The 25,572-nt window shown below is 43.5% G+C and carries 21 protein-coding genes and 1 pseudogene; 19 read left to right on the top strand and 3 right to left on the bottom strand.

The features are described 5' to 3' along the window. The first annotated feature begins 146 nt into the window (after positions 1-146). The 3 genes from ACQQ6X_RS12605 to ACQQ6X_RS12595 all read left to right on the top strand — a co-directional run bounded on the left by ACQQ6X_RS12605 (position 147) and on the right by ACQQ6X_RS12595 (position 2,430). Complete coding sequence (locus ACQQ6X_RS12605; RefSeq protein ID WP_305165599.1) at positions 147-446, top strand: hypothetical protein; 300 nt, start codon at positions 147-149, stop codon at positions 444-446. Between the two features lie 275 nt (positions 447-721). After that, positions 722-1,546, top strand: coding sequence for an alpha/beta hydrolase (locus ACQQ6X_RS12600; protein WP_305165598.1), 825 nt, complete (start codon positions 722-724; stop codon positions 1,544-1,546). 92 nt (positions 1,547-1,638) lie between these two features. Further along, positions 1,639-2,430, top strand: coding sequence for a dioxygenase family protein (locus tag ACQQ6X_RS12595; protein WP_305165597.1), 792 nt, complete (start codon positions 1,639-1,641; stop codon positions 2,428-2,430). 500 nt (positions 2,431-2,930) lie between these two features. Here ACQQ6X_RS12595 and ACQQ6X_RS12590 read toward each other — a convergent pair whose 3' ends face one another. Further along, positions 2,931-3,446 (bottom strand): DoxX family membrane protein, encoded by a 516-nt coding sequence (locus ACQQ6X_RS12590; protein ID WP_063209786.1) that lies wholly within the window; start codon positions 3,444-3,446, stop codon positions 2,931-2,933. A gap of 251 nt (positions 3,447-3,697) precedes the next feature. On the opposite strand from ACQQ6X_RS12590, the gene ACQQ6X_RS12585 reads away from it, so the two are divergent. From ACQQ6X_RS12585 to corA, 6 genes are all read left to right on the top strand, one after another. Then, positions 3,698-4,792, top strand: coding sequence for a DUF3048 domain-containing protein (locus tag ACQQ6X_RS12585; RefSeq protein ID WP_305165596.1), 1,095 nt, complete (start codon positions 3,698-3,700; stop codon positions 4,790-4,792). Positions 4,793-4,980: 188 nt separating this feature from the next. Further along, the gene (locus ACQQ6X_RS12580) at positions 4,981-5,595 is read left to right on the top strand and encodes a DUF47 domain-containing protein (RefSeq protein WP_013369515.1); all 615 of its coding nucleotides are present in this window, start codon (positions 4,981-4,983) and stop codon (positions 5,593-5,595) included. 14 nt (positions 5,596-5,609) lie between these two features. Continuing rightward, entirely contained in the window at positions 5,610-6,599 is a 990-nt protein-coding gene (locus ACQQ6X_RS12575) for an inorganic phosphate transporter (RefSeq protein WP_305165595.1), read from the top strand. Positions 6,600-6,840: 241 nt separating this feature from the next. Further along, a complete protein-coding gene (locus ACQQ6X_RS12570; RefSeq protein ID WP_305165594.1) occupies positions 6,841-8,289 on the top strand; it encodes an amino acid ABC transporter substrate-binding protein/permease in 1,449 nt (482 codons plus the stop codon). Further along, entirely contained in the window at positions 8,282-9,010 is a 729-nt protein-coding gene (locus ACQQ6X_RS12565) for an amino acid ABC transporter ATP-binding protein (protein WP_025677319.1), read from the top strand. The genes ACQQ6X_RS12570 and ACQQ6X_RS12565 overlap by 8 nt, the downstream gene beginning before the upstream one ends. A 538-nt stretch (positions 9,011-9,548) precedes the next feature. Beyond that, positions 9,549-10,508, top strand: a complete 960-nt coding sequence (gene corA, locus ACQQ6X_RS12560) for a magnesium/cobalt transporter CorA (RefSeq protein WP_305165593.1) — start codon at positions 9,549-9,551, stop codon at positions 10,506-10,508. 6 nt (positions 10,509-10,514) lie between these two features. On the opposite strand, the gene ACQQ6X_RS12555 is transcribed toward corA, so the two are convergent. Next, positions 10,515-11,030: a tyrosine protein kinase gene (locus ACQQ6X_RS12555; RefSeq protein WP_305165592.1), complete on the bottom strand. Its 516-nt coding sequence runs from the start codon at positions 11,028-11,030 to the stop codon at positions 10,515-10,517. 229 nt (positions 11,031-11,259) lie between these two features. Here ACQQ6X_RS12555 and ACQQ6X_RS12550 point away from each other — a divergent pair, with 229 nt between their 5' ends. The 8 genes from ACQQ6X_RS12550 to ACQQ6X_RS12515 all read left to right on the top strand — a co-directional run bounded on the left by ACQQ6X_RS12550 (position 11,260) and on the right by ACQQ6X_RS12515 (position 22,764). Then, positions 11,260-11,550 carry a YerC/YecD family TrpR-related protein gene (locus ACQQ6X_RS12550; protein ID WP_007428885.1) on the top strand — a complete coding sequence of 97 codons (291 nt, stop codon included), beginning with the start codon at positions 11,260-11,262 and terminating at the stop codon, positions 11,548-11,550. After that, the gene (locus ACQQ6X_RS12545; protein ID WP_305165591.1) at positions 11,550-12,338 is read left to right on the top strand and encodes a sirohydrochlorin chelatase; all 789 of its coding nucleotides are present in this window, start codon (positions 11,550-11,552) and stop codon (positions 12,336-12,338) included. Before ACQQ6X_RS12550 ends, ACQQ6X_RS12545 begins: the two co-directional genes overlap by 1 nt. 173 nt (positions 12,339-12,511) lie before the next feature. Next, positions 12,512-13,393 carry a diacylglycerol kinase gene (locus tag ACQQ6X_RS12540; protein ID WP_063209803.1) on the top strand — a complete coding sequence of 294 codons (882 nt, stop codon included), beginning with the start codon at positions 12,512-12,514 and terminating at the stop codon, positions 13,391-13,393. 218 nt (positions 13,394-13,611) lie between these two features. Continuing rightward, complete coding sequence (gene rlmD, locus ACQQ6X_RS12535; protein WP_305165590.1) at positions 13,612-15,384, top strand: 23S rRNA (uracil(1939)-C(5))-methyltransferase RlmD; 1,773 nt, start codon at positions 13,612-13,614, stop codon at positions 15,382-15,384. Next, on the top strand, positions 15,385-15,654 hold the full coding sequence (locus ACQQ6X_RS12530) for a hypothetical protein (protein ID WP_305165589.1): 270 nt from the start codon (positions 15,385-15,387) through the stop codon (positions 15,652-15,654). Between the two features lie 512 nt (positions 15,655-16,166). Then, the gene (locus tag ACQQ6X_RS12525) at positions 16,167-18,209 is read left to right on the top strand and encodes an HsdM family class I SAM-dependent methyltransferase (protein WP_305165588.1); all 2,043 of its coding nucleotides are present in this window, start codon (positions 16,167-16,169) and stop codon (positions 18,207-18,209) included. Next, positions 18,206-19,555 carry a restriction endonuclease subunit S gene (locus tag ACQQ6X_RS12520; RefSeq protein WP_305165587.1) on the top strand — a complete coding sequence of 450 codons (1,350 nt, stop codon included), beginning with the start codon at positions 18,206-18,208 and terminating at the stop codon, positions 19,553-19,555. Before ACQQ6X_RS12525 ends, ACQQ6X_RS12520 begins: the two co-directional genes overlap by 4 nt. After that, positions 19,552-22,764 (top strand): type I restriction enzyme subunit R domain-containing protein, encoded by a 3,213-nt coding sequence (locus ACQQ6X_RS12515; RefSeq protein WP_305165586.1) that lies wholly within the window; start codon positions 19,552-19,554, stop codon positions 22,762-22,764. The genes ACQQ6X_RS12520 and ACQQ6X_RS12515 overlap by 4 nt, the downstream gene beginning before the upstream one ends. 159 nt (positions 22,765-22,923) lie before the next feature. On the opposite strand, the pseudogene ACQQ6X_RS12510 reads toward ACQQ6X_RS12515, so the two are convergent. After that, a pseudogene (locus ACQQ6X_RS12510) lies at positions 22,924-23,043 on the bottom strand (IS30 family transposase); the annotation flags it as partial. Positions 23,044-23,682: 639 nt separating this feature from the next. Here ACQQ6X_RS12510 and ACQQ6X_RS12505 point away from each other — a divergent pair. Beyond that, positions 23,683-24,672, top strand: a complete 990-nt coding sequence (locus ACQQ6X_RS12505) for a tRNA dihydrouridine synthase (protein WP_305165585.1) — start codon at positions 23,683-23,685, stop codon at positions 24,670-24,672. 53 nt (positions 24,673-24,725) lie between these two features. Further along, positions 24,726-25,295 (top strand): SF0329 family protein, encoded by a 570-nt coding sequence (locus tag ACQQ6X_RS12500; RefSeq protein WP_305165584.1) that lies wholly within the window; start codon positions 24,726-24,728, stop codon positions 25,293-25,295. Positions 25,296-25,572 lie beyond the last annotated feature (277 nt).

Here is a 25,572-nt window from a genome sequence, read left to right as displayed (position 1 = left end):
TGTAACAAAGACAGTATACGTGAGGAAACGCCGGATGGCAAAAGGCTTTATCCTTTATGTATATTACCGCTGCATTCTCCTCAAACTGGATAAAGGGTGAGCACATGGAGCAACCTGATTATAAAACGTTGAGAGGATGTGGCATCATGGAACTGGAGAAACAGGCAGATTATTCAGTCCAAAAACGACTGACAGGTGCTACGAACGGGAACAATGGGGGAGCCTTGCCTGCAATCGTGAGTCACCGGAACGTTCAAGGGGCATCTCCAACGTACCGTATATTGGACGATGCTGAGATGGCTGAGGATACAGAGTTTGCAGGTGAACTAGGTGAACAAAGCTTCCGCAGTCTGTGGCATGAGGATCAGAATAGCGGCGCCTCTTGTAAACTGGAGTGGGAGGGACGAATCGAAACCCACCAAATGTTCAGGCACAGCTACGAGTAGCAAGCCGTCTACTTTAATGCAGCGGATACAATCTAATAAGCGAGTAGTATGGCGTTCTCCGGCATCGCATCGGGGAGCGCCATTTGTTTACTTCTGTATCCGTATGAACTGACAGGTTGACAAGGACGCAGGGCGATGATAGACTGACTTTACAATAAAACTTATTAAACTTATCGGAATTAAAGTGAATGAAAATTCTGGATGGATATTCCACGTTACTATATGAGTTTGAACAATTAAATGCTGAAGTGAAGTTTGAAACAGGGGGGATCAGGATGGAACGGCAAATTGGAATTCGTTATGAAAATGAAGAACTGGCCGCAACAATTCATTATCCAAACCGTACGAATGAGGGAGAGCGTCAGAGACGAGTTCCGCTTGTTGTCATTTGCCACGGTTTTGTGGGCAATCGTATCGGAGTAGATCGATTATTCGTCAAGACGGCGCGTGAATTGGCCGAAGGGGGATATTTTGTACTGCGCTTTGACTTTGCTGGTTGTGGAGAAAGCACGGGTGAATATGGCAAGCAGGGTCTAGATTCTATGATCAATCAGACACGCACCGTATTGGATTACGCCGTGAATTGCGCGGACATTGACCCGACTAAGGTAACGCTGATCGGTCACAGTTTGGGGGGCGCGGTTGCCCTTCTCACAGCTGTTCGGGATAAAAGAGTACAAAACCTGGTCCTTTGGTCAGCCGTTGGCTATCCGTTCAACGATATTGTCAAAATAACGGAGCGAAGCGTGTATGATGAGTCTGTTAAAACCGGTCATGCAGACTATTTGGGATATAAGTTCACACCTGCTTATTTTGAGTCGTTAGCCCAATTCCAACCGTTCCAAGAGGCCGTTAAATTTAACGGTGATGTGCTTGTTATTCATGGCACTTCGGATGATATCATTCCTGTGGATTATGCATTTCTGTTTCAAAAGGTATTCTGGATGCGTCCAGAGGGACGCTGTGATAAGGAGATTATTTTCCAGGGAGATCACACGTTTTCATCGGGTAAAGAGCGGCAACAGCTAATTGACCGCACACTGGAATGGCTGGATGAACAGGAACATATTCAACGGGATTGGCAGCACTGGATGATCTGATTTCATGGTGTAACGGATTGGATTGGAAATTGCGCCTCCGCCGGAGTAAAATAAAAGAGTAACACTATACTGGCGTGTGGAGGTTGGCAGCGATGACATTACCCTCAATTTTTGTTGCGCATGGTTCACCGACACTGGCTGTAGAAAATAACGCATATACCAGCTTTCTTGCAAAGCTGGGCGCGAGCCTGCCCCGACCCAAAGGAATTGTTATTTTTTCCGCGCATTGGGATAGCCCCGATCAAAGTATTGGCGCGGATGATCAGCATGCAGCGTTGCACGATTTCTACGGCTTTCCCGAAGAAATGTACACTCTTGATTACCCTGCACCAGGCGATCCAAAGCTGTATGAGGAGATAGGGCATCTGTTCAGTCAGCATAACCTGTTCCACCAGCCGGTTCGGAACCGGGGACTGGATCATGGAGCATGGGTGGTTTTGCGGCATATATATCCTGATGCGGACATACCGGTCGTACCCTTGTCTATTGATTCACGGCGCGATCCTCAGGAGCAATACGAGATTGGGCGTATGCTAGCGCCACTGCGTGAACAAGGGATCTTGATTCTAGGTAGTGGAGGTTTGGTTCACAACTTGCGGACACTCAAGCAGACGAGTGAGCCAGCCGATTGGGCGGTTCAATATGATGACTGGATCGCACAGCAGCTTCAAGACTGGAATTTGCGTCACCTATTCCAATATGACAAGAAGGCTCCATATGCCAAGCAGGCGGTTCCTTCGTATGGAATAGAGCATTTTTCTCCTTTGTTTTACGTGATGGGGGCTGCGGATCATGATCGCTCTGCGCGTAAGCTTTTTCAGTCGTATGTCCTTGGCTCATTAAGTCTCAATTGTTGGGCTTTTGGTCAAGAAAGTGGTCTGTAAATGTAGAAAAGAACTTCCGAAACCACATGGTGTGTGGGGTTGGAAGTTTTTTTGCTGTATGCTTCTTGATTAATTAGCAGGCACGTTCTTTTTTAGCCAGGTGGATACTTGCGTAGTACGCTTATCTTCATTTTGATTCAGTAATGTCATAAATGCCTGCCGTAGATCCCAATCCCATTGTCTGGACTGTAAAAGTTACTGCTGCGAGCATGAGATAGGACTTGGTGATTTTTCCTATATTATAACCCTCTATTACGTTCTGTGATGTAACTGTAGTGTATAGGGTAAATGTATCGGTAGCATTCCATGTCGTATCCAACTTGTAAACGTTTAGGGGGGAAATGAATCCGAAAAAGGAGTCCCCAAGTCAGGATGGACTTGAGGGCTCCTTTGTTACTTCAAACAGAGGAGGAGCAGGAGGGGCATACATTAAGAGAAGCAGCATAGCTGCACAAAAAAACAACCATTAGCCGGAGGATAACGGTTGTTTTTTTGGATAGTTAAGCTATTTTTCGAGTGGGGTCTGCAAAGGTATCCTTATTTTTACCAAACAGTCCACGCAGGAAGGGCAGTACCCAACGGTCAAAGCCGATTCTACCGGCATTTGCACCAGCAACGATAAGGAAGATTTCAACCAGCAGGTAGATTGCATTGGTGCTTACAGTACCCGAGAACAGGAACGAGAAGTTCATGACCATAGCCATCAAAGTAGCCAGTGTAGTCAAGGTACCAAGCAGCAGGCCAACGCCGACCAAGAACTCACCCAGTGGAATCAGGACATTGAACAAACCAACATTCGGCAGGGCAAAGGCTTCAAGGAACGATCCCCACCAGCCTTGTACAGCGGGATGTTCCCCACCTGTTTTGGCAATAGCCCCCGAGATAAATCCGCCTGCATCGAATCCGCCAGTCAGCTTCTCAAGTCCGTGGGTCATCCATTCATAACCTAGGTAAACCCGTACTACAGTTAGCAACCACATTGCAACCTTGTTCTCACGTAACCAGTTGTTAAACATTCAAACCACTCCTCTTTCTTAATCTATAATGATGGGTTGTATTTCAGTTTGTTTGGGATGATCATCTTTGCTACACCTTTATTGTATTAGGTTCAGTTACAGTTATTTGTGATAAAAATCACAAAGTATGAATATTTTTTAAATTTTAATGTCTTCAGATAAGTATTCTATAGAGAGGTCATGCTTCAATCAAGACAAAAACAGGAAGAAAAGCTTATAATGAGAAAAATAAACGAAGTGGAGGGATGAACGTGTCCGGGCCCATTTCCCAACGAAAGTATTGGTTGCGTGTGATGGCCTCAGCTCTGTTATGCATGACAATGGTGTCTTGTTCTGCTATGTCTAGTAAGGGGGAGTCTGAATCCGTTCCCCAACCGACCCAGCAAGAAACAGAGAAGAAGGCGCTTGAACAGCCTAAGGAGCCTGCTGTTCCGGCATTTACAGCTCCACTTACGGGGCTTCCGGTGGAGAAGCCAGTTGTAGAGCGGCCGCTGGCTATTATGATCAACAATGCTCCAGCTGCGCGTCCGCAGGCAGGGCTGAGTCAGGCAGATATGGTATATGAAGTTCTTGCAGAAGGCGGAATTACCCGTTTGGTAGCTTTTTTCCAAAGCCATGGTGGTGATGTGAAGATTGGTCCGGTCCGGAGCATTCGGCCGTATTTGATTGAACTGGGCGAAACCTATGGTGCGTTGCCGATACATGCGGGGGGAAGTACAGATGCCTATGCGATTTTACAGCAACAGCGGAAGGAACATCTGGATGAGATTTCAAATGGAGGGGCTTACTTTTGGCGAAGCAAAGATCGTCGACCTCCACATAATTTATACACAGATGTAAACAGGCTCCGCAAAGGAAGTGAAAGCAAAGGGTATACCAGACAGACGGAAGTTCCAGCATATCCTTATCTTAAAACCGGCGAAACTCCAGTTATGGTGGACGAGAGTGCTGCATCTGTGCATATCCGATTTTTGCTGAAAAGCTATCGCGTATCTTATACCTACGATCCAGTGCATCAACGATATAAGCGTTTTGTGAACGAAAAGTCACATTTAGATCAAAATAATAACCAACAGCTCTCAGCGGCCAATGTTATTGTGATGAGCACGAGGCATCGAACGCTGGATGATGTAGGCAGACTAAGTGTTGAACTGGATGGTAGTGGAGAAGCGATGGTGTTTCAACAAGGAAAGCTAATCCGTGCTGAGTGGCAGCATACATCTGGCAATGCGATACGTTTTATGAAAAATGGGGTTGAAATCCCGTTAACACCGGGTACATCCTATATACATGTGGTACCTGCAGATACTCCACTAGCGGAACATGTAACGTTTGAAGCGAATTAGAAAACGTAATACACCTTTTTAGGGAAAAAATGTCGGATAATGACTCTCCATGTCGGGCATTGTATACGTATATCTTGAAATTTGCTTTTACAAACATTACAAAAACATTGATGAGTGTGATAAGATAGCAAAGGTTGTCTATTGCAGTCGAAATAGGTTGCGGATATTTTCGTAAAGGGGTAATCGTTATGAGATTGAAGAAAAAGGATATATTCTTCGAGACGTTGGAAAATATGGCAGATACGATCGTGCAAGCAGCCGATTATTTTGCCCAACATACTTCAAATTTTCAAGATGTGACTTTGTTTACCAATGAGATGAAGAAGTATGAAAATAAGTGTGATGATTACACACACACGATTATTACTGAGTTGAACAAGACCTTCATTACGCCGCTGGAACGCGACGACATCATGGAACTGACAACGACCATGGATGATGTGTTGGACGGTCTTGAAGCGACAGCCTCTCGTTTTTATATGTACAACATTACAGAGCCGGACGAGTATATTGTGCAGTTTGCTGATATTTTGCGTCAATCAGCTTATGAAATTCAGAAGGCTGTACATTTGCTTTCACAGAAAAAATTGTTGGCTATTCGCGAATACACCATTCGCCTGAATGATCTGGAAAATCAGGGGGATGAATTATTGCGCATTTGCATCAAAAACCTGTTTGCAACTGTAACTGATCCTATTGAGCTGATTAAACGTAAAGAATTGTACGAACGCCTTGAAACGACAACGGATTCATGCGAGGATGTTGCAAATATGCTGGAATCCATCATTATGCGTAACTCGTAAGGGAGTCCTTTTACATGGATACAAGTTTACTGGTATTAGGTATTGTTATTTTTCTTGCTCTGGCATTTGATTTTATCAATGGGTTTCATGATACGGCGAACGCGATTGCGACTTCGGTCTCGACCCGTGCATTGACGCCGCGACGTGCGATTATTATGGCGGCGGTTATGAACTTTCTTGGGGCCATCATGTTCACTGGGGTTGCCAAAACCATTGGTGGAAGTGTTGCTGACCCTACCAAACTGACCAACGGTATTGATATCGTCATTGCGACGCTGATCGCTGCGATTATCTGGAATCTTCTAACCTGGTGGTTCGGTATTCCTTCCTCTTCTTCCCATGCACTGATTGGTGCGTTGGCCGGAGCGGTGTATGTAGGTGCGGGACAGGATAAATTAAATTGGAGCGGCTTCATCGGGATTGTTGAGGGGCTAATTTTCTCCCCGTTGATTGCCTTTGTTGTCGGTTACATCGTGATGATGATCTTGAAATACATCTTTGCTTATCGCAGTCCACATACGGTGAACAAAGGTTTCCGCACCATGCAGGTGATTACGGCAGCTATTCAGTCGTTCACGCATGGTACGAATGATGCTCAGAAGGCAATGGGGATCATTACATTCGCACTTGTCTCGGCCGGGTATCAAGACCATTTGGAAGTACCTATGTGGGTGAAAATTTCAGCGGCAACCGCCATGGCGCTTGGTACGTCCATTGGGGGTTGGAAGATCATCAAGACGATGGGAACCAAAATCTTTAAGATCGATCCGATTAATGGATTTGCAGCCGACGTTTCGGGGGCTTCCGTTATATTCACAGCTACTTTGCTGCATTTACCAGTAAGTACCACCCATGCCATAACTTCGGCAATTTTGGGTGTAGGCTCTGCCAAGCGTTTTAGTGCGGTTCGCTGGTCATTAGCTGGTCGTATTATCATAACCTGGGTAATAACGATTCCGATTGCAGCGGTGTTGTCAGGTTTGATTTTCAAAATTCTCTTCTAGTTTTCATCATGTTTTCTTGAAAAAGAACATACAATATAAGATACACAATAAGCTTCCGTCCGCTTTTTGCGGCAGGGGCTTATTGGCATTCCAGGGCAAAAATACATCTCCAAAGTTCACACATCCAGATAGTTCCATGAGATGTTTTTAAAAAAATACCTGACATCAAAGTAGTCAATTTTTAATAACTCCTGTAGAATAAACAGAAAACTTTGAACCGTTCAACTGACTGGAGGATCTTATGCAAAAACCAAGAAAACTAATAGCACTCATGATTTGTTTGTTTTCTGTGGTTGCCCTGGCCGGTAATTTCGGTGTAGTGGCTCACGCAGAAAATAAAACAAAATATGATATCGGCACGGATACAACGTTCGCGCCTTTTGAGTTTGAAGATGTTAATGGTAAATTTGTCGGAATCGACATGGATTTACTGGCAGCTATTGCTAAGGATCAGAATTTTGAGTATACCATTAAGCCACTTGGCTTTAACGCGGCAGTGCAGGCCCTTGAAACGAATCAAGTGGATGGTGTCATTGCCGGGATGAGTATTACCGATGAACGCAAGCAAAAATTTGATTTTTCCGAGCCCTATTTTGACTCGGGTGTTGTCATGGCGGTCCGTAAGGATAATGATACGATTAAACGCTATGAGGACTTGAAAGGACAGCGTGTCGCTGTCAAAACAGGAACACAAGGCTACACGTTCGCAGATTCCATTAAGGCTAAATATGGCTTTACTTTAGTTCCATTCGACGATTCTTCTCAAATGTATGATGAAGTTAAAACAGGTAATTCGGCTGCCTGCTTTGATGACTTTCCAGTACTGGCCTATGGTGTGACTCAGAATAATGGTCTTAAGCTGGTGACCGATAAGGAAAAAGGCGGTTCTTACGGTTTCGCTGTCAACAAAGGCAAAAATGCGGAGCTGCTGAAGAAATTCAATGCAGGGCTTGTGAATCTTCGCAATAGCGGGGAATATGACAAGATCATGTCCAAATACCTTGGAGAATCCGGCAAAGGCGTGGCTCCTGTAGAACGCAGCCGCTGGGAGCTTATTTCAGCTTCACTGCCTGCGTTGATTAAAGGGATGGGAAATACGCTGTTGTACACCCTGGTATCCTTGCTCGTAGCCTTTTTGCTGGGACTGGTGTTTGGCTTTATGAAGGTAAGCCATAACAAGGTGTTCCGTGGGATTGCAACGGTTTTCGTTGATGTATTCCGTGGTATTCCACTGATCGTACTTGCATTCTTTATTTACTTCGGTATTCCACAGGCACTCGACTTTAAAATGCCGCTTTTTGTCGCTGCGGTATTGACGTTATCCCTGAATGCTGGTGCCTATGTGACCGAAATTATCCGCGGGGGTATTCAGTCCATTGATCCGGGACAAATGGAAGCAGCTCGTTCGCTTGGTTTACCGTACCGGACAGCCATGCTGAAGATCATTTTGCCACAAGCCGTGAAAATCATGATCCCGTCATTTATCAATCAGTTGGTTATTACGTTGAAGGATACGTCCATTCTGTCGGTTATCGGTCTGGTCGAATTGACCCAATCGGGTAAAATCATTATTGCGCGGACGTTCCAATCCTTTGATATTTGGCTGGTCGTTGCGGTGATGTATCTTATCGTCATTACAGTCCTGACCAAAATTTCCAACCGTCTTGAAGGGAGAGTTCGCCGTGGGTAAAATTATCGTTAAAAACCTGAAAAAAAGCTATGGCAGTAACCAGGTGCTGAAAGGCATTGACATGCAAGTACGCGAAGGCGAAGTTGTATGTGTCATTGGACCTTCAGGTTCAGGGAAAAGTACGTTTTTGCGTTGTATGAACATGCTAGAGGAAATTACGGCTGGCGAAGTCATCGTCGATGACTACAAATTGGGTGATAAAAACGTGGACATTAACAAGGTCCGTGAAAATATAGGTATGGTGTTTCAACACTTCAATCTGTTCCCGCATATGACGGTGCTCAAGAACATTATGTTCGCACCGACTGAGCTGGGCAAACAGACGAAGGCACAGGCACGTGAGACGGCGATGAAGCTACTGGATCGTGTAGGTTTGGCCGATAAGGCAGATGCATTGCCAGGACAGCTTTCCGGCGGTCAGAAGCAGCGTGTGGCGATTGCAAGAGCGCTGGCAATGAATCCCGACATTATGCTGTTCGACGAGCCAACCTCGGCGCTTGATCCTGAAATGGTCGGCGAAGTGCTCGGCGTAATGAAGGATCTGGCTCGCGAAGGTATGACGATGATGATCGTAACGCATGAGATGGGCTTTGCACGGGAAGTAAGCGACCGTGTCGTGTTTATGGACGGTGGCTACATCGTAGAAGAAGGAACGCCACAAGAGGTATTTGGTAATCCGAAAAACGAGCGGACCATTAGTTTCTTGGAGAAGGTTTTGTAAATGGGCAGGGTTTACTTTGAGCGCAGATAGAGATGTGTGTGACGCTCCGCGTTCCATTTGATCTTCCGATCGCTGTTGCCCCTAAATTTTTTTGGATTGTATAACACATGAAAAGGTTAGAATTCAGGGGCAAAGGCGAGCGCTTCGCTTCTCCAGATTCAAATGTACCGCTCCGCTACTGCCCACTGAATCTGCTCCTTTCTTCGCAAAAGCTGCCCCACTTTTAAATGAGTGGGGATAGGCAGAGGCCAATTGGCGGCAGCGCTTTGCTTGCTGTGCCGAAGGGGATATAGCGAGTAAGCATCATTTGATTTGAATGGTGGAACCCGGGCATCCCCCAACTGTATAAGAAATGAAAAAGGATTTAAGTGATAACGATCAATTATTTTAAGGATATGTTAGGGGGAATTGAACCTGGCATATCCTTTTCTTATTAGTGTATGGAAATATAGAACTTGAGATTTGTATAATGTGGAATGGCTTATATAAAATATAAATGACCTATAAGAAGGCAGTATTTAAGCGAGGGGGACATACGGTGATACGTACATTGACTATAGATCATGATCATCAGGTGACGGTGGGACAACCGTTAGAGCAGATTGTCATGGAAGATTACATATGGATCTGGGCCGACTTTAACGAGCCTACAGAGAGCGAGTCAGAGCTGCTAACGAGTTATTTTCATTTTCATCCGCTGGCTGTGGAGGATTGTATGCATGTTCTACAACGTCCCAAACTGGATTATTATGAGGATGTACAATTTCTGGTGGTACATGCACTTGATGAAGATACATTAGAGGCGGAAGAGGTAGATATATTTATTAACAGCCGTTTTTTGGTTACCTATCACCATCATGAACTAGAGGAGCTGGATCAAGCCTGGGAGCGGATTGTAGAGCATGCGCATGAACGCAAAATATGGTCTCGCGGACCGCTGGCTGCGGCTTATACGGTGATGGACAAGCTGGTAGACAACTATTTTCCGAGCCTTTTTATCATTGAGGATGAACTAGCCGAGCTGGAAGGTTTGGGCGCACATGAATCGGTAGAGGAATTAATGAAGCAGGTGTTTGACCTGCGTGGCAGATTGCTCAAGCTGCGCCGTACAATCGTCCCGATGCGTGATCTGATGTACCGTGTTTTAAATTCGCAGCATGTGCAGGGTCAGGGAGATCATATGGCTTATTTTACTGATATCTATGATCATTTATTGAAGCTGACAGACATGCTGGAGGCCGACCGCGAGATGACAGCCGACCTGAGAGACAGTTACATATCGCTTAATTCCAATCGCATGAATTCAATTATGAAGACGCTGACTGTAATTACGACTATTTTTATGCCCTTAACGTTGATTGCAGGAATCTATGGTATGAATTTTTCGAATATGCCCGAGTTGGGCTGGAAATATGGATATTTTAGCGTAATGTTCTTTATGTTCTTATTGAGTGTTGCGATGGTGGTGTGGTTTATTCGCCGAGGCTGGTTTAAATAAAACAGCCTACTTTCTTGTGCGCTTGCGCGGACGTCTGCGCGGGGTAGTGGTGCTTTTGCGCTGTGTCTTTTTCCGGCGTCGGCGTGGTGGTGTATATTCATCCAGTTCCTCAGTAAACTCTGTTTTAGAATTTTTGCTTGCATTTTTGTTGAATGCGGGGAGTGAGCCCATAATCAGTTTTGCCATCGGAGCAAATTGCTGCACGCTAGACATGATCTTTTGTACCTTGCCGACAGTAGCAACAATCCCGTCAATACCGCCCATACGGTCAATTAAACCCTTAATATCGTTGAGATTACCAAGACTGCCAAGACCGCCAAGCAGTCCTCCTTTGGCCGGGGCGGGGTCTGGCGTGATCACGGTGGAATCTGTTACACTCGCTGGTGCCTCATAAGGTACCACGGCGGAGGAATCGGCTTGAGGAACCTCGCTGTAGGGATCGAGTCCAGGATACGGAGTTGAATTATACGGATCGGAAATGGAACGCGTTTGCGCTCTCCGATGGTAGTAATGTCCAGGCATGAGATCACATTCCTTTGCAGATTGATACTCTACTGTATGTAGCAAACGCACAGTGGGTTTAGGCACGTGTCCTGAAATCAGGTATAAAAGCGGATTTGGGCATTCGTACGGTATGCTTCTGTGGTCATGTAATGTTGTTCTGTGATGCGTGAAACCGTTAATGCTTGAAAAACTAACTATTTCTCAGGTACAATGAGGAGAGATTGTAACCTTTGGGAGATGATAATCTATGCAGCTCAAAAAGCTTAATGATAAAAGTATTGATCAATTATTCGAAGCTATTTTAACTCTTAAAAATTTGGAAGAGTGCTATGTATTTTTTGATGATCTGTGCACGATTAATGAAATCCAATCCCTCTCCCAGCGTCTGGAGGTTGCCCGTATGCTTGGCAAAGGCAGCACATATAATCAGATTGAAGCTGAGACAGGCGCCAGTACAGCCACCATTTCACGTGTGAAGCGTTGTCTGAACTATGGGAATGACGGGTATAAAATGACTCTGGAACGTTTGGGTCGCTAATGCGGAACCCTGGGATACTGGTCATCAGCCATGGCTCTAGGGAGCCATATTGGGTGGAACAGGTGGATCAGGCAGTTGCAAAGCTCAAATTGCTGGAGGAAATGCCGGTAGAGGTTTCTTTTTTGGAAACGGTTAAAGGAAGATTGATTCAAAATGGCATTGATCGTCTGGAATCCTTGGGGGTAACAGATATACTGGTTATTCCTTTGTTCGTGTCGTCAGGCAGTACGCATGTAGATGAAATAAGCTATGCGCTGGGAGTCAAGGCTGCACCAGACAAAGAAACAGATCTGGAACCCTTTCGAATAAAGGCACGTGTACATTTTGGCAGTCCATTGGATGACGGCGAAGATGTTGCCCGCATGGTGTGGGACAAGGTTCGCCCGTTGTCGGTTGATCCTGCGAGAGAGGTCATTTTACTCGTAGGACACGGGAGCGCGCACAATGGCTTTCTTCAGCGCTGGGAGCGGGGGATTTCCTCGTTGGCCCGTACGGTGCAGGACGTGAGTGGGATCATCACAGACCACGCTTTGCTAAATCCCGAGCGTGTGCATGATAAGGCAGCGTATTGGAATCAGGAGCGGGGTCATGATGTTATTGTGGCACCGCTGTTTTTGAGTTCGGGATATTTTACAAGTCATATGATTCCTAAACGCTTACAGGGGCTGGATTACCGTTATTCAGGAGATCCTTTATTACCGCATCCTTTGCTTACAAGCTGGATGGACAGACAAATCCGTGAACTGTTACAGAGCATGGAGAAGCAAGCGTGGATCGATAATAAATAATCTGAATTTGGCGATGGTAGCTCCCGCCCTGAAATTCCCTTATTTGGATAGTGAATGGCTTCTTTTATTGTAAAAGAGGTCTTTTTCCAGTATGATGATATTTTGTACAGACTGAATGTGATGAATTGCGATGTGAATATAAATATCATTAAATATACGGGTGGCGTAACGGAATGAAAAGAGCTAGATTAATCTACAACCCGACCTCTGGGCGTGAGGAAATGAAGCGTCGCCTTGCGGATGTCCTGCAGCGCCTGGATGAAGGTGGCATTGAGGCTTCTTGCCATGCAACTACAGGGGAAGGGGACGCAACGCGTGCTGCAACAGAGGCCATTGAGCGTGGGTATGATATGATCATTGCCGCGGGTGGCGATGGTACATTGTATGAGGTTATTAACGGGATGGCTGAAAGGGAAAACCGCCCACCTCTGGGTGTGTTTCCTCTAGGGACAACGAATGATTTTGCCAGAGCACTGGGCATTCCCAGGCATTGGGAGGATTATTGTGACCTCGTAATTCGTCAAAATCCGAAGCCGCTGGATATTGGAAAAGCTAATGACCGCTATTTTATCAACATCGCAGGCGGCGGTACTTTAACCGAGCTTACGTATGAAGTTCCAAGCAAGCTCAAAACGATGATTGGCCAATTGGCCTATTATTTTAAAGGTATGGAGAAAATGGTCAGCCTTGCTCCACAGGAGCTGATCATCAAGGCATCGGGGCAGGAAGTGATCCACGACGAGTTTATGCTTTTCCTGATCGCGAATACAAATTCGGTCGGCGGGTTTGAAAAGCTTGCTCCTGGGGCGACAATAGATGATGGACTGCTCGATGTCATCGCTGTGCGCAAATGCAATCTGGCGGAAATGATCCGCTTGGTTACACTTGCGCTGCGCGGGGAGCATTTGCAGGACAAAAAAATCGTTTACTTCAGAACAGATTACATGGAAGTGACCTCACCTGGCTATGTTCAGCTTAATCTGGATGGCGAATTAGGGGGTACCCTGCCAGCGACCTTCCGGAATTTGCCGCATCATTTGAATGTGTTTCGGTAAGGAAACGAGCGGGAACGGTTCTATTCCCGTTGGTTTGAGCAGTTCGATATACAGGGGTGAGTAGATCGTTGTTTTTTGTAGGAAACATATCGGTCCTTGCCGTTCTCCGTGGGGAGTAACGGCATTTTCGGGTTGGTGTTAAACGTTGGGATGACGATTCGAATGATACGGCTGAATGAAGATAAGTATGAAAAGAAGAACAGAAAGAAGTGACAACCATGACGAATAACCGTAGCGGACGTGGAAAAAGCCGCCGGAATACAGCAGCAGCAACTCCAGTTCAAGGAAAGCAGCACAACAAGACCATGCAGGCAAAAAAAGACAGAGAACTGGAACAGCCACGAGTTGGAGCTGGGAATAAGATGCTTCAAGTCGAAAGAAGAAATGGGAATAGCAATGGAAATGCGGATGGAAATGTGAATGATTCGGATCGGAAGAAAAGGAGCGAACGAGGTTCCCGTCGCTCTTCCAGCGTTAGACAGACTCAAGCAGCTTCCAATCGCAACCGGCCTAGTGCACAGCATCTGGATCTGCCTGTGCAAAAGAACGATGAGGTCGTAATAGACATCATCGGCATGAACCACGATGGCGAGGGTGTGGGGCGTGTCGAGGGTTTTACGCTGTTCGTTCCGGGTGCGTTACCGGGTGAAAAAGTACGGGTCAAGGTGCTGAAAACGAAAAAGCAGTATGGCTATGCCAAGCTGCTGGATATTGCGCAGGCTAGCCCGGATCGAATTGTAGCTCCGTGCGCCATCTATGACCAATGCGGCGGTTGTCAGCTCCAGCATATGAGCTACGAAGCGCAGCTGGGCTGGAAGCGTCAGCATGTGGTGGATGTGCTGGAGCGTATCGGGAAGCTGAGTGTGGCTACGGAGTCCAGTGGGCATACTGCAGAGGTTTTGGCTGCATCTGCAGATGGAAATGCAAACAGCATGCCGCGTGTTCCGCGCGTACAAGGTGTAGCGGTGCATCCTACGCTTGGTATGAGTGAGCCGTGGCGGTACCGCAACAAAGCTCAGGTTCCGATTGGTGTCACTGAGGGCGGACTTGTCGGTGGCTTCTACGCACGTGGCAGCCATCGCATCGTGGATATGAACACTTGTCTCATTCAGGACGAGCGCAATGACGAAGTGGTCGCACGTGTCAAAGAGATTGGCCGAATGCTGGGCATCAGTGCATATAATGAAGAAACCGGACGCGGGCTGTTGCGTCATGTCGTTGTGAAGACCGCTTTTCGCACAGGTGAAATGATGCTGGTGCTCGTCACGAATGGACGAGATATTCCGCACGCAGATGCGTGGATCGGCAGTATTCGTGAGCACATCCCACACGTGGCAAGCATATGCCAGAACGTGAACACGAAGCGAACGAACGTTATTTTTGGCGACGAGACTCGCGTTCTGTGGGGACGTGACGTGATCTACGATTATATTGGAAACGTACAGTTTGCGATTTCCGCACGATCCTTTTATCAGGTGAATCCTGTACAAACCGAAGTGCTGTATAGCAAAACCGTCGAATATGCGGGTCTCACGGGCAAAGAAACGGTAATTGATGCGTATTGCGGCATCGGCACGATCTCTTTGTTCCTCGCTCAGCATGCAGATCAGGTGTATGGGGTGGAGATCGTCAAAGAAGCCATCGACGATGCACGAAGTAATGCGCTATTGAACGAAATGCGTAATGTAAAGTTTGAGGTAGGCGCGTCCGAGGACGTCATTCCTACATGGAAAGAGCAAGGTATCACCGCCGACGTTATTGTCGTAGATCCGCCTCGCAAGGGCTGCGATCCACGCCTGCTCGACACCATTCTGGAGATGAAGCCAGAGCGCGTGGTGTATGTATCCTGTAACCCAAGCACACTGGCGCGGGATTTAAGGATACTGGAGGATGGCGGGTACAGTACAGCGGAAGTACAGCCTGTAGATATGTTTCCGCATACGGTGCATGTGGAGAGTGTGGCGTTGCTGGTACGACGGGGTTTGAAGTAGATGAATCGGTTAGTTGGGGACGAGCGAGCTCGCTGGCATTACCGTCGAGGCGGCGCAATCCTTCTTGCATCTTTCAGCAGTTCCAAATCTAGCGATTCGCTGCTCGAAGTTAAGGATGAAATCATTCAACGTGTGAAAAACGAAATAGATGAATACTTTGAACTCGATGCGTTAGACGCTTTTAAGTTGATACTTTTTCAGTTAGAGTGCGTGCAGAAAATTACGGAAGCAATAGCAAAGTGTAATCGTAAGATTCGTGTCAATCTTTGAAAATCGTTTCTGCAATTATTGAAATTTTACTATCAGGAAGGTTGTCTAGAAGGTGCTATATGTCACGGATAGTGCTTTGCTTGCTTAGTAAAAGGATGAGCTGATGCAATAAACCGCAAAAAATGCTTTTCCGAAAAATCAAGTAATCAGATCAAACAAGGCTTTAAGGCCAGATCGGTCCAGAAGCTGCGGGCGGTTCTAGATGATGCTGTTCTCGTAGTGCTTCATAACGTAAACAAGTCTAAATTGCTAGACTTAGAGTTAGTGAAGACAGAAACAAAATTCACCTTGCGTTCACGCTATTCGAAAGTAACGGTCTATAAGAAGATTTGGGATGGTGCCCAATTTTACGTTTGTGTCGAGTAGCTGCGCATAGATGAACTTATAAATTACGATGTCGAAAGGAATACGCTCATCTTGTTAAAATGTAGCATAATCTGAGTCTAAGTGTTTAATAGATTGCTATTACTCTGATCAATAAACCCAAAAATGAAAAGAGAGAAAATACAAAAATGAACATTCTACAATATGAATCTAAAATATGGGCTACTGCCGACCTACTTCGAGGAAGTGGGATCAAAGAATCTGAATGGCCGTCTTATATGATGCCTTTTTTTGCACTAACTATGATCGAAAGTCGACTTGTTAGGATGTTTGATAATTTAAAAGCTGAAATCGGCGAAGAAGCTTTCTTAAACATTAATAAAGCTGATCTATATGAAATGATTAAAGATAAAGGTCAAGGCTACAATATATACATTTTTGAGAAGAATCAAACCTTAACTGATATCTGTAGGAACGATAAATCCTTTGAAATTGATTTTGACGCCTACCTGCATGGATTTGATGGCGAAACCAAAGACTTGCTTGGTGTAGATGCTACGGAAGGAGAAAAGTTTCTTGATATTAAAGGGGTTATTTCCAATCTTAGAGCAAAGAAAGTATTAATGGGATATACCAAGTTATGGAGTGAAGTTGATCTTAAACCGTTTAATAACTCGGAGATTACCACACTAGAAGAGCACATTAAGCGCAAATGGGCAGATATTTCGGCGGAAACGGCAGGGGAGCAGTATACTCCAGACGACGTAATTGCACTTATTGCCGAAATCATTGCTTCCAAAATTGAAGAATCCGATAAGCTTTTGAAGATATACGATTGTACCTGCGGCGGTGGAAATCTACTATTTGGGGTGGAAGACCGTATTAATGCTAAATTCAAACGTCTTACGCAAACCTTTGGACAAGATTGGAATGACGCACTTTATGCTCTTGCTAAAATTGAAAGCCGTTTTCGACCCGATTCAAAGATTGAGCATGGAAATACTTTAGTGGAAGATAAGTTTTACAATGAAGAATTTGATATTGTCATTGCCAACCCTCCCTATGGGGTAAGCTGGAAGGGTTATCAGAAGGATATTGAAAATGATAAGACAGATAGGTTTAAATTCCTACCCTCTATATCCGATGGTCAATTGTTGTTTATGCAGCATTTGATTTCCAAACTCGATTCACTAGGTATGGGTGTTGTGGTGCATAACGGCTCAACCTTGTTCAGTGGCGACGCTGGCTCATCTGAAAGCAATATTCGCAAGTGGATGCTTGATAGCGACATTGTGGAAGCGGTCATTCAATTACCAACGGACGAGTTTTTCAACACGGGTATATACACCTATCTCTGGGTTTTAAATAAAAATAAGAAGCTACAGCAAAAAGACAAAGTGATGCTTATTGATGCCAGTGAGAAATTCAAACCATTGATGAAGAGCAAAGGTTCTAAACGCAAAGAAGTGGATGAAATAAGTCGTTTAGAAATTGTTAAGACTCTAACACAATACCAAGATACTGATTACGCCAAAGTATTCAACAAGGAATTTTTCTATTTTAACAAACAAGCAATTATGCTTACTAACGTAGATGTATACGGAAAGAGTTTTGAAGAGAAGCTTAAAGAAGGTAAGAAAAGTGAAAAGCTGATACCTACGAAACTTAGCAATGGAGAACGTGAGCTCAACGAGTTTTCAATTACTACTTTTGATGCTGATCAGTTTACCTCGTTAACAGATGCTTTTGAGCAAGATATCAAGAAATTTATAGCCTCCTTAGATTATAAGGAACAGCCGTTGGTAATCAGCACTGATTTAGCGAAATATTGGTTTGATTCTGAAAAAGAAACTTTAATTAAAGAAGTAAATGGAAAACAAGAAACTCTAGGCAATGGCAGAATTGTTGTAAAATCTGTATTTAAAAAAGCTAGTAAAACACAGCCAGAACGAATTGAAATCAATGTGGAGCTTACACCTGATTACCAGAAGGATTACGAGATTATCCCCTTTCATAAAGACGAGATAGCCAACAAGAAGGGAATTGTATCTTTTATGACTCAATACATTACAAAACCATTCAACTATTTAGAAAACATTGTAGGCGTTGAACTGAACTTTAATAAAGTCTTCTATAAGCAAGAAAATTTGCGATCAGTCGTGGATATTTTGGCTGAGATTGACGTGATAGAGAATGAGTTGAAGGCTCTAGAAGCGAGGCTAATACTATGAGAGATATAAAGTTTATTAGTCATGATATTTATAAAAGAAGTAGCGTTGCTTTTGCTGAATATATTCCCTCACATTGGTCTATCCATCGAATTAAGGATGTAATTCATGGTATTGATCAAGGTTGGAGTCCGAATGCTGAGAATAGAGAGGTTATTGAGAATGAATGGGGTGTACTTAAACTATCTGCCATTAATAACGGGAAATATAATGAAAACAAGCATAAAGCATTACCAATTTACGAAGTTCCGAAGCATCAATACTTAGTAAAACGTGGTGATTTTCTTTTAACAAGATCAAATACCCCTGATTTAGTAGGTGAGTGCTGTTTGGTTACGGTGGAGCCTACTCTAAAAATGATGTATTCGGATCTTATTTATAATCTTAAAATTAACAAGAGAAATTCATCGGATAGATACTTAAATTATTTTCTTTCCTGTGAATCTTTTAGATGGCTCAAAAGAGTTTCTGCTAGAGGATTAAACGAATCTATGGTGAAAATTTCACAAGGGATTATTCGTGGGTGGAATGTATTTTTGCCTCCTATTTCAGAGCAGGAGGACATCGCTGATTACCTCGATAATAAAACTGAGCAGATTGATCGGAAAATTGATCTGCTCACACAAAAGGCGAGACAATACGGCAATCTCAAACAATCTCTCATCAACGAAACTGTCTGTCGCGGATTAGATAGATCTGTTGAAATGAAAGAGAGTGGCATTGATTGGATCAGGAAGATGCCTAAACATTGGGACTTAGTACCAATTCGTTCATTGCTTGAAAATCGCATCAATAAGAATGTAGGAAACTTGCATAGTGACTATCTTTCACTTGTTGCTGGGATAGGTGTGATTCCGTATGCTGAAAAGGGAAATGTTGGTAATAAAAAACCTGAAGATCTTGAGAAGTGTAAACTTGTGCATCCAGGTGATTTAGTTCTAAATAGTATGAATTTCGGTATAGGTAGTTTTGGTATATCAAGATATAAAGGTGTATGTAGTTCTGTGTATATTGTAATGAGACCCCAAAATAGTGATTTGGGCGAATATTTATACCGAATATTTCAAATCAAACCATTTCAAATGCTGGTATCATCTTACGGAAAAGGTATTATGGACATTCGTATGGCAATCAAATGGACTGATTTGAAAAATATTTATGTACCGTACCCTCCAACTCAAGAACAAAAAGCCATTGCCTGTTTTCTAGACGAAAAAACAGCGCATATAGACCTTATAATCGAGGCTATCCACACTCAAATCTACAAGCTTAAAGAACTTCGTAAAACCCTAATTAACGATATAGTTACGGGTAAAATCAAGGTCCCAATTGAAGGAGTAACAATATGAACGAACTCCATTTACAAGATAAATTTCTGTTGCCCTTCTTTTGGGATGACCTTGGTTACCGCGATGTGAAGGCTAACACAGTGACAAACGAGCTAATTATAGAAGAAGATTTGCAAGAGTTTATTTCTCAGACCGAGTTAAACAAGAAACCTTACGAAACCTTACTAAGAAAATACAAGGGCGACAAGGGTAGGTTGCTCAGAGATTTGATTGAACTCATCAAGGAGCGCAGCGGCAGTAGCCGCAATATGGCGTTATTTATCAACGCGAATAAATCAATTACTCTACAGGGTATAAAGCTGCACCTCTTCTACACGGGAGACAGTGTAATCCATAACAATATTCTGTTTGATGAGAATATCTTTTCCGTAGTACAAGAATTGCCTTATAAATTCCATTATCAAGGGACTCAGATATTCTCCTTCCGTCCGGATCTTGTGCTATTTGTGAACGGGATATATCTGGGATACAGCGAACTGAAGTCTAATTACACTAACCAGAGCGCCAGCAAGAACGGACGTGGCAAGGTAATTAAAGACTATTTCGAAGCGGTCAGAGTCTATCATCAAAAAATTGATAGTAGTTATATGTTAAGTGATAAGGAGAAAGAGTCATTCCGTAAAGACTTCTTGAAAATCTTCGAAAAAGCCATTCATATCACCACGACAGATATTGGAGAAACATTCGTTATACGAACGCTTTCTGACTATTTTGAAGAGATTCTTGCGACTTGCCGCGAAGGTAAATTTGATCGTGAAGAGATTGAGAAGAAAGCCAAAAGCGTGTTTAAGCCGTATCCACTTCTGAATCCCGATGCAGAAAAGAAAGAGAAATTGAAAGAGTTGTTTACTGCTCTCTACGGGAAGGCATTTATTGAAAAAGAAATTCTCTACTACAATTTTATCGAGCGCGATGTCTACGTTACGAATAATGGCAAAGAGCTAAAGAACGAGCAAGGGGTTCTAATTTCTCCACGGCCCAAGCAGAAATTCGGAACGGATAAAATTATGGCTAAGATTGATGAATTTCTTGCGCATGAACAGGATGATCAATATTTTGAAAAGTTGTTAGAGAAGCAGCTTGTCGGCGTATCAGAAGCCAAGAAGAAAGAATTACTTGAGAAACGTAAAGCTTATTCAAACAATAAAAATGTATACTCCCTGCTGATGCAGTATGCTGCTGGATTTGGTAAATCCAATATTATTGGATGGTCCGCTTTACAGCTGAAAGACTTGCGCAGAGATGGGCAATATGTATACGACAAAATCATGATTGTGGTGGATCGCTTACAGCTTCGTGGACAAATTGATTCTAAGATGCTTAACATGAACATCGATAATCGGATGTACATGGAAGCAAACAACAAAAAAACATTTTTAGAGGCGTTGGCTTCCGATACTCGCCTAGTTATTGTAAATTTACAGAAGTTTGGTTCTGTACGTGAGATGCTCGATACTGAGGTTATAAATAAGCTTGCTCATATGCGTATTGTCTTCCTAATTGATGAAATTCATCGATCCAATAGCGGCGACCAGCATGAAGAGATGATAAGTATATTTGATGAGTTACAATCCCCGTTCGATAATCATGTGCAGGTTGCTGGGGCAACTAAAAAGAAGAATTTGATCATCGGATTTACAGCTACACCTGACGATCATACGCTTGCGCGTTTTGGAGAATTTAGCGGTTATGCGGAAAGCGAGAAACTGTGGCGACCGTTTGACTCCTATACGATGAAGGAAGCGATTGAGGACGAGTTTATTCTTAATCCGCTCAAGAATATTGTGCCAGTAGCGTCCAAGATGTTGTTTGATCTGCCAAGCAACCTACTGGAAGGCTTTACGGAGAAAGAATATAAAGACGCTCAGAAAAAGCAAGTTTATGAAAATCGTGAACGAATAGATGCAATCGCTAAATATATAGCAGATTTGCTCGTTAAAGATGTATATCGTCAGATCCGTGGAACAGGTAAGGCTATGTTAGCAGTGCATTCCATAAAAGCTGCAATAGCTTATCAGCAAGCAGTGACCAAACATTTTAGTGCCTTGGTTCAAGAGGACAAATATAAAAAGTACGCTGAAGCTCCGATTCACGTAGTTTATTCTAACAACCAGGATGAACAAAGTGCATCGAGTCTTAATGGAGGCTTAAGTGAAGAAAAGGTGTTGGAAAGTTTTGCGCTGAAAAAGAATGGTCTGATGATCGTAGTGGCCAAGCTGCAAACGGGATTCGATGAGAAGAAGCTACATACGCTATTCTTGGATAAAGAGATTAAAGGCATCAGTGCAATTCAGACGATCTCCCGCGTAAACCGGACCGCCAAATATAAGAATGACTGCAAAATTGTTGACTTCTCCTACAACAATGTAAATGTGCAAAATATTAAAGATGCATTCGAGCATTTTTCGGATGTGGTCGTTAGTGATTTCGACCCCTTTAGCGACAAAAGAGTACTAGATATTTTGCTTGTCGAGCTAAGGAAGTCAGATATTTATGACAAGTTCTTTACCGTGTTCACCTTAATTTATAAAGATCTATTCAAAAGGGATGATCCACAGAGTTATCTGGATTTGGAAAGTAGCTTAAAGAAGCATATTGATGCAAATCCTCAGCGTACGGCTGACACCAAGGCTAAGGCAGCACAGTATTTTACCATTCTAAATCGAATTGAATATGTAATTGATATAGATGCTAAATATAGCGAGCCAATATTTTTGCTGTTCTGGCGAAAGTTTAATATGCTTTATAACATGCTGCATCGTAGTGAAGATATCAAAGATCCGATAGAAGTTTATTTTGACAATCAAATTGGCATTATTGAAGTTGAGACTGTAGCATCAAAAGAAAAGAAGAGTAAGCCTACCAAAGTAGCTGAAGGTAAGGTGGGTTATAACTCTCGTCAATTTGATATTTTGGCTATTATTGAAGCACGTAATGAGCTAGAGACGAAAAAAGGCTTTCTTATTCAAGATTTTGAAACAAAGATAAAAGACTTTTTCGAGTATGTACAAAATACTAATGAAGGCTTAAGGTTAATTGTGAAAATTAACTCTCACGTTTCTGAAGAAGAAATCTATCATGACTTTGCTGTGATTTATCGCCGATACAGAGCGCTAAACCGACAAAAAGTGGGAGACTATTTCTTTAAAGAAATGGATGATTTAGTAGAGAAACTTTGTGATGATTTTGAAAAGGCAGTTTCTAAATGAAGGATTGTCAATCCAAGTACAGCAATTTGTTCTAAAACGTTTAGTCTATAGACTCCCAGCTTAGATATTTGCGGAGGTTATTGATCAAATGGGCGCTCGTTCCAGTTCGTTATTGCTCACTGGAGCAAAGTCATGACCTTTGGAGAAAAACTCCTAAAGCAGCCTATTGGCATTTTCATTGGAGCCACGCTGCCAAGGCGAGTACGGATCAGCAAAATAGACGCCTACGCCGTGCAGACATTCCAGGGCTCTGTGGCAAGCAAACTCTTTACCGCGGTTACCTTTGCGGTTTGAATCGCCGACTTGAGATACTGAACGCAATTTACATGAACAATGCCGTCTAGTTCGAGATCTTGATCGCTTGGTAAAAGTGCATTTTGCACTCTACAAAAGTAGCGATATAGGCTTCGTTTTTCTTCTAACTAGAGACGAACATATTAAACTCTCAATGGCCAAAAGTTTCTCAGCTGCGGACATCCTTTGGATGCTGCCGGATCGACTTGTCGAAAGTAAAGCATCCCCGTTTCTCAAGCGGTCTCTGGCGCTTTTCTTTGTGCCGGAGAACCTGAAAATTCTCTCGACTTACTCGACCGGTATAGAGCCACTTTAAGCCATTCGCTTGGAAACGGCGTAAGCTGGGGAAGTTATGCCGTGCAGTATTTCTATGAACTGCGGCGCAGTACGTTATAGAAGATGGCAGGGAGGGGCGGCGCTCTTCCTTTTTTGAGTCTTTTGGGGAGTATGCTCCTCTATTGAGTATGATATACTCATTTAGATGTCTATGCTTAACATATACTGCCGTTTGAACTACGTTGCTTAAACATGTTATATGTGAAGAAGAAGCAAGGACATGAACAGGTTAGCATTACCATTTTGGGACCAAAGAATTGTCCTGGTATGTATAGAGGAGTTTTTGATATGACGAATAATTTTTGGCGTGATTTGCCACGTCCTTTTTTTATACTGGCACCGATGGAAGATGTGACGGATGTTGTGTTTCGCCATGTTGTAAGTGAAGCAGCCAGACCGGATGTGTTTTTTACGGAGTTTGCGAATACAGAGAGTTATTGTCACCCGGAGGGGAATAAAAGTGTACGCGGGCGTTTGACTTTTACAGAGGATGAACAGCCCATAGTGGCCCATATCTGGGGAGATAAGCCGGAATATTTCCGTGAAATGAGCATCGGTATGGCGAAAGAAGGCTTCAAAGGCATCGATATTAATATGGGTTGTCCTGTAGCGAATGTAGCCGAGAATGGGAAGGGAAGCGGCCTGATCTGCCGTCCCGAAATCGCAGCGGATATCATTCAGGCCGCCAAAGCCGGGGGACTGCCCGTCAGTGTAAAAACAAGGCTCGGTTTCACTGCCGTAGACGAATGGCGCGACTGGTTAACCCATATTTTGAAACAAGACATTGTGAATTTGTCCATTCATCTGCGGACAAGAGAGGAAATGAGCAAAGTAGACGCTCACTGGGAACTGATTCCAGAGATTAAGAAACTTCGTGATGAGGTGGCACCAGATACACTGCTGACCATTAACGGAGATATTCCGGACCGTCAGACCGGCTTGAAGCTCGCTGAGCAATATGGAGTGGATGGCATTATGATTGGGCGTGGTATTTTCCAGAATCCATTTGCATTTGAGAAGGAGCCGAAGGAACACAGCAGTGAGGATTTGCTTGATCTGCTGCGGCTTCATCTAGATCTCCATGATCATTATTCAGCGCAGGAGCCACGTTCGTTCAGCCCTCTCGCCCGCTTTTTCAAAATATATGTCCGTGGATTCCGAGGGGCAAGTGAACTCAGAAACAGCTTAATGAACGCCAAATCAACAAGTGAAGTGCGTACATTGCTTGATGAGTTTGGAAGCAAGGATCATGATGAGGTAGAGGACCGTGCAAATTAAATTGCCAAGTTGGGGATGGGCTGTTAGTAGGCATTGAAAACATAGGAGGATATATGTCCTGGAGTAAATTGAAGCAACAACTGGAGAGCTTCCGCTGTCCTGCGTTAGACGGAAGGGTCGAATACCGAGCTACCAGTTACCGTTATTTGCCTGATAAATCTGGAGTTTGTTATATAACTGTAGATAAGAAGAACATACTCAATATGAATGATATCACTAGTCCAATCAAATGGTATCAGACGGAGTTGGAAATCAAGAATGATCCAGAGATCCAAGTTCCTATCAGCAAAGAAGAAATTGAAACGATCAGAAAAGATACTAATGGGAACGTTCCGGAGGATCGTCTACAAGTAATAGCAAGAGGTAGAAAAATATCAGAACATGCAAAGGAGCTTTTGTCAGCACAGGCCTCATTAAGCAAGTCTAATTTTAATGTTGTAGCTAATAAATTTTTAACTACTTCTATAGAAGACAGCTTAGAGAGTAATGATATCTTATTGAATATTCTAGCTTTAGTGGACAGACGAGTAGGAAAAAAGAGAATTTTAAACATGTCTGAGAAGGTGAAGTTAAAACATCCCATTGTGCAGTATTTTTATGAACTACGGCGTAGTACGTTATGAAAAAAATTAACTCTTCATTGAATGTATTCTTTAGCCAAAACCGGATTCTCCCTGAAAATAAAGGTAGTATGATAAGAGGTTACTGTAATATTGGACAATAATGGTTATATCTAGACTAATTATCGAATTGAAACGCTTAAAAACTCTTCATTCTCCTTTAGGCAGGATGTTAAGCTATTTTTTTGGGGAATTATATACAAATTAAAAAGGGAGAGAGATATAAAGAACACAACGGAAACGATAACCAGATGAATGAATTATTAAGTTTATTCTTACC

Source organism: Paenibacillus ottowii (genome assembly GCF_050516475.1).
In the GTDB taxonomy this organism is placed as follows: Bacteria; Bacillota; Bacilli; order Paenibacillales; family Paenibacillaceae; genus Paenibacillus; species Paenibacillus ottowii.
Note: the sequence above shows the minus strand (reverse complement) of the source record. Positions and strands in the feature narration are given on the sequence as shown.